Source organism: Cupriavidus basilensis, from assembly GCF_029335485.1.
In the GTDB taxonomy this organism is placed as follows: Bacteria; Pseudomonadota; Gammaproteobacteria; order Burkholderiales; family Burkholderiaceae; genus Cupriavidus; species Cupriavidus basilensis_E.
Genome location: NZ_JARJLM010000442.1, coordinates 1 through 5,532, shown reverse-complemented (window position 1 = coordinate 5,532; position 5,532 = coordinate 1). Strand labels below are relative to the sequence as shown.

Genomic DNA, 5,532 nt, shown 5'->3' with positions numbered 1-5,532 from the left:
TGCAGGCCTTGCAGGTCGTAGACCTCCAGGCTCTGCATGTGCTTGAGGCCCTCCACCGCGGCGCGCGCGCCGGCGATGGTGGTGTAGTAAGGCACCCGGCTGGCCAGCGCCGAGATACGGATCGAGCGCGAGTCGGCGATGGCGGTGCGGGTTTCGTCCACGGTGGTGAACACCAGCGCCAGTTCGCCGTTCTTGAGCATGTCGACGATATGCGGGCGGCCGTCCTTCACCTTGTTGACCACGCGCACCGGGATGCCGGCGGCTTCGATCGCCGAGGCGGTGCCGCGCGTGGCGACGAGCGGGTAGCCCATGTCATGCAGCATGCGCGCCACGCCCACGGCGTGCGGCTTGTCGCTGTCCTTCACGGTCAGCAGCACGGTGCCCTTCTCCGGCAGACGCGAGCCCGCGGCCAGCTGGCTCTTGAAGAGCGCTTCGCCGAAGGTCTTGCCCACGCCCATCACCTCGCCGGTGGAGCGCATCTCGGGTCCGAGCACCGGGTCGACGCCGGGGAACTTGTTGAAGGGGAACACCGCTTCCTTGACGCTGAAGTACGGCGGCACCACTTCATCGAACACGCCTTGCGAGTCCAGCGACTGGCCGGCCATGCAGCGCGCCGCGATCTTGGCCAGCGACAGGCCGGTGGCCTTGGACACGTACGGCACGGTACGCGAGGCGCGCGGGTTCACTTCCAGCACGTAGACGATATCCTCGCCACCTACCTGCTGGATGGCGAACTGCACGTTCATCAGGCCGACCACGTTCAAGGCCTTGGCCATGGCGGCGGTCTGGCGCTTGAGTTCATCCACGGTGGCTTGCGCCAGCGAGTACGGCGGCAGCGAGCAGGCGGAGTCGCCCGAGTGCACGCCAGCCTGTTCGATGTGCTCCATCACGCCGCCGATAAACACGCGCTGGCCGTCGCACAGGGCGTCGACGTCGCACTCGATGGCGTCGTTCAGGAAGCGGTCCAGCAGCACCGGGGAGTCGTGCGACACCTTGACGGCCTCGCGCATGTAGCGCTCGAGGTCGCGCGGCTCGTGCACGATTTCCATCGCGCGGCCACCCAGCACGTACGACGGGCGCACCACCAGCGGGTAGCCGATCTCGGTGGCCAGGCGCAGCGCTTCGTCCTCGGCACGCGCGGTGCGGTTGGGCGGCTGGCGCAGGCCCAGCTCATGCAGCAGCTTCTGGAAACGCTCGCGGTCTTCGGCCGCGTCGATCATGTCGGGGCTGGTGCCGATGATGGGCACGCCGTTGGCTTCCAGGTCCAGCGCCAGCTTCAGCGGGGTCTGGCCGCCGTATTGCACGATCACGCCGACCGGCTTTTCGCGGTCGACGATTTCCAGCACGTCTTCCAGCGTCAGCGGCTCGAAGTAGAGGCGGTCCGAGGTGTCGTAGTCGGTCGATACGGTTTCCGGGTTGCAGTTGACCATGATGGTCTCGTACCCGTCTTCGCGCAGCGCCAGCGCGGCGTGCACGCAGCAGTAATCGAACTCGATGCCCTGGCCGATCCGGTTCGGGCCGCCGCCCAGCACCATGATCTTGCGATTGGTGGTGGGATCGGCTTCGCACTCGCCATGTTCGGCTTCATACGTGCCATACATGTAGGCGGTGTTGGTGGCGAACTCGGCAGCGCAGGTGTCCACGCGCTTGTACACCGGACGCACGCCGGCGGCATGGCGCGCGGCGCGCACGGCCTTGGGCTCGGCACCCATCAGCTTGGCCAGGCGGCGGTCGGAGAAACCCTTCTGCTTCAGGTGGCGCAGCTCGGCGGCCGACAGGCTGTCCAGCTTGCGCGCCTTGACTAGGTTCTCGGTCTTGACGATGTCTTCGATCTGGGCCAGGAACCACGGGTCGATCGCGGTCTCGGCGTGCACTTCTTCCAGCGACATGCCGATACGGAAAGCATCGCCCACGTACCAGATGCGGTCCGGGCCGGCTTCGCCGATTTCCTCGACGATCTCGTCGCGGTCGGAGGACTTGTCGTCCAGGCCGTCCACGCCGACTTCCAGGCCGCGCAGCGCCTTCTGGAAGGATTCCTGGAAGGTGCGGCCCATGGCCATCACTTCACCCACCGATTTCATCTGGGTGGTCAGGTGGCTGTCGGCCTGCGGGAATTTCTCGAAGGCGAAACGCGGCACCTTGGTCACCACGTAGTCGATCGACGGCTCGAACGAGGCCGGGGTCTGGCCGCCGGTGATCTCGTTCCTCAGTTCGTCCAGCGTATAGCCCACCGCCAGCTTGGCGGCGACCTTGGCAATCGGGAAGCCGGTGGCCTTGGAAGCCAGCGCCGACGAACGCGACACGCGCGGGTTCATCTCGATCACGATCATGCGGCCATCGGCCGGATTGATCGAGAACTGCACATTGGAGCCGCCGGTATCGACGCCGATCTCGCGCAGCACCGCCAGCGAGGCGTTGCGCAGGATCTGGTATTCCTTGTCGGTCAGGGTCTGGGCGGGCGCAACCGTGATGGAGTCGCCGGTATGGATGCCCATCGGGTCCAGGTTCTCGATCGAGCAGATGATGATGCAGTTGTCCTTCTTGTCGCGGACCACTTCCATCTCATACTCTTTCCAGCCCAGCAGCGATTCTTCGATCAGCAGCTCGCGGGTCGGCGAGAGATCCAGGCCGCGCTTGCAGATTTCCTCGAATTCTTCGCGGTTGTAGGCAATGCCGCCGCCGGAGCCGCCCAGCGTAAAGGACGGGCGGATCACGATGGGGTAGCCGCCGGTATTGGTTTCCTTGGCGATCTGCGACTGCACGGCCAGCGCTTCTTCCATCGAGTGGGCGATGCCGGACTTGGCCGAGCCCAGGCCGATCCTGGTCATCGCCTCCTTGAACTTCTGGCGGTCCTCGGCCTTGTCGATGGCTTCCGGCGACGCGCCGATCAGCTCGACCTTGTACTTGTCGAGCACGCCATGGCGATGCAGGTCCAGCGCGCAGTTCAGCGCAGTCTGGCCGCCCATGGTCGGCAGGATGGCGTCGGGACGCTCTTTCTCGATGATGCGCTCGACCACTTCCCAGGTAATCGGCTCGATGTAGGTCACATCGGCCGTGTTGGGATCGGTCATGATCGTGGCCGGATTGGAATTGACCAGGATGACCTTGAAGCCTTCCTCGCGCAGGGCCTTGCAGGCCTGGGCGCCGGAATAGTCGAACTCGCACGCCTGCCCGATGATGATGGGGCCGGCGCCGATGATCAGGATGCTCTTTATGTCTGTGCGCTTTGGCATTGCACGCTCTCATTATTGGCCGGCCCGCACACTCGCGCGGGCCGCACCGGATATCAGGATTCGATTCAGTTCAGGGTGGCCGTCGCCAGCTTGGCGCCGAAGCCGATGAACATGGCGCCCACCCCGCTCGCCATGCCCGCCGACAGGCGTCGTCGACGGCGAAACGCCTCGGCCAGCCTTGCGCCCACGAAGATGATCGTGGTCAGGTAGGCGAAGCTGCACAGCTGGCACACCAGCCCCAGCGCGACGAACGACAGCGCAGGATAGCCGAACTGCGGATCGACGAACTGGATGAAGAAGGAGATGAAGAACAGGATGGCCTTGGGGTTGAGCAGGCTCACCACCAGCGCCTTGCGCAACGGGTTGGTGGCGCGATCCACAGGTGCCTCGGCCGGTGCGGCACCTCCCGCCTCGCCGCCGCGGCGGGACCAGCCGCGCACGGCGCCGCGCAGCATCTGGAAGCCGATCCAGCCCAGATAGGCGGCACCGATGTATTTCACCACGTAGAACAAGGCCGGGCTGGCCTTCAGCAGCGAAGCCACCCCCGCCGCCGACAGCACCATCAGGATGGCGTCCCCCAGGAACACCCCGCAGGCGCCCTTGTAGCCCTCGCGCACGCCGCGCTGCGCTGCGACGGACAGCACATACATCGAATTCGGCCCCGGCAGCAGCACGATAAAGATCGTGCCGAGCACAAAGGTCCAGAAATCGGTAATGCCCAGCGCGGTATGCATGAAGGCGTTCATGGGATCGTCCTGCGGTCTGCTGTGTCTACCAAGCTTCTCGTCTCGTCTTCTTCGCTGCCCGCTTACCGGCGTGCGTCCGCCATCATCTTGGTGAAGCGGTCGAACAGGTAAGCCACATCGTTCGGGCCCGGCGAGGCTTCCGGGTGGCCCTGGAAGCAGAAGGCGGGCTTGTCGGTCAGCGCAAAGCCCTGCAGCGAGCCGTCGAACAGCGACACGTGGGTGGTGCGCACGTTGGCGGGCAGGGTGTCGGCGTCCACCGCGAAACCGTGGTTTTGCGAGGTGATCACCACACGGCCGTCGTCGACGTCCTTCACCGGATGGTTCGCGCCATGGTGGCCGAAACTCATCTTCAAGGTCTTGGCGCCAACAGCCAGCGCCATGATCTGGTGACCCAGGCAGATGCCGAAGGTGGGGATGCCACGCGCGATGAACTCACGGGTGGCACGGATCGCGTAGTCGCAGGGCTCGGGGTCGCCAGGGCCGTTCGACAGGAAAATACCGTCCGGGTTCAGCGCCAGCGCGTCCTCCGCGCTTGCCTGCGCCGGCAGCACGGTCACCTTGCAGCCGCGTTCGGCCAGCATGCGCAGGATGTTGAACTTGACGCCGTAGTCATAGGCCACCACGTGGAAACGCGGCGATTCCAGCTTGCCATAGCCGCGGCCCAGCGCCCATTCGGTCTGGTTCCATTCGTACGGCTCCTTGACCGACACCACCTTGGCCAGGTCCATGCCGGCCAGGCCGGGGAAAGAGCGCGCCAGGTCGATGGCCTTCTGCACATTGTCCTCGCCAGCCAGGATGCAGCCGTTCTGCGCACCCTTCTCGCGCAGGATACGGGTCAGCTTGCGGGTATCGATGCCGGCGATCGCCACCACCTTTTCCTGCTTGAGGTAATGGCCGAGGGAATGTTCCTTGCGGAAGTTGGAGGCCAGAAGCGGCAGATCCTTGATGATCAGGCCGGCGGCATGGACTTTCGTGGCTTCGACATCCTCAGCATTGACCCCGACATTGCCGATATGCGGATACGTCAGCGTGACGATCTGCCGGGAATAGCTGGGGTCGGTGAGGATTTCCTGGTAACCGGTAAGGGCGGTGTTGAACACCACTTCGCCGATGGTATGGCCGGAAGCGCCAATGGAATAGCCACGAAAGACCGTGCCGTCTGCAAGCGCGAGAATGGCGGACGGAAAAGACGGTAACACGGGTAGGCTCCTGCTGGATTCACCCCGTGACCGACCTGCTCAACGCCTCGTGCCCCGTTGTCCGGCGGGGGCGACAGGCCGCGCGATGGACGCGGCGCTTATCGCCAGGGCCGTTCACCCGGTGCTCGATACGCCACCTGAAACAAGGCGGCGGAGCAAAGGCGAAATGGGGGCGGCGGAAGGTGGAATTCGGTAGGCGCTAGGGTGAGGGGTTCTGAAAGCGAAACTTTTGGATTATACCTCGCGCCACCCATTTTCTCAAGTTATCAAGGACTTGCGGACGCCGTGCGGCTTGTCGCACACGCCGCGCTCCCGACCGGCGTACCGCCGGCGCCGGCCTGCACGGCTGGCGGC

The 5,532-nt window shown here is 64.9% G+C and carries 3 protein-coding genes; all 3 read right to left on the bottom strand.

All coding sequences use genetic code 11. From position 1 onward, the window contains the following. Positions 1 to 3,233, bottom strand: a 3,233-nt coding sequence (gene carB / locus P3W85_RS26715) for a carbamoyl-phosphate synthase large subunit (RefSeq protein ID WP_276266964.1), incomplete at its 3' end; no start/stop codon positions are given. Between the two features lie 65 nt (positions 3,234 to 3,298). Beyond that, the gene (gene leuE / locus P3W85_RS26710) at positions 3,299 to 3,979 is read right to left on the bottom strand and encodes a leucine efflux protein LeuE (protein WP_017230230.1); all 681 of its coding nucleotides are present in this window, start codon (positions 3,977 to 3,979) and stop codon (positions 3,299 to 3,301) included. A 62-nt stretch (positions 3,980 to 4,041) separates the two neighbouring features. Continuing rightward, entirely contained in the window at positions 4,042 to 5,178 is a 1,137-nt protein-coding gene (gene carA, locus P3W85_RS26705) for a glutamine-hydrolyzing carbamoyl-phosphate synthase small subunit (protein WP_017230229.1), read from the bottom strand. Positions 5,179 to 5,532: the final 354 nt, after the last annotated feature.

Bases quoted from the DNA above. Each gene is read 5' to 3' on its own strand.
- leuE (WP_017230230.1), bottom strand. From the start codon at position 3,979: ATGAACGCCTTCATGCATACCGCGCTGGGCATTACCGATTTCTGGACC.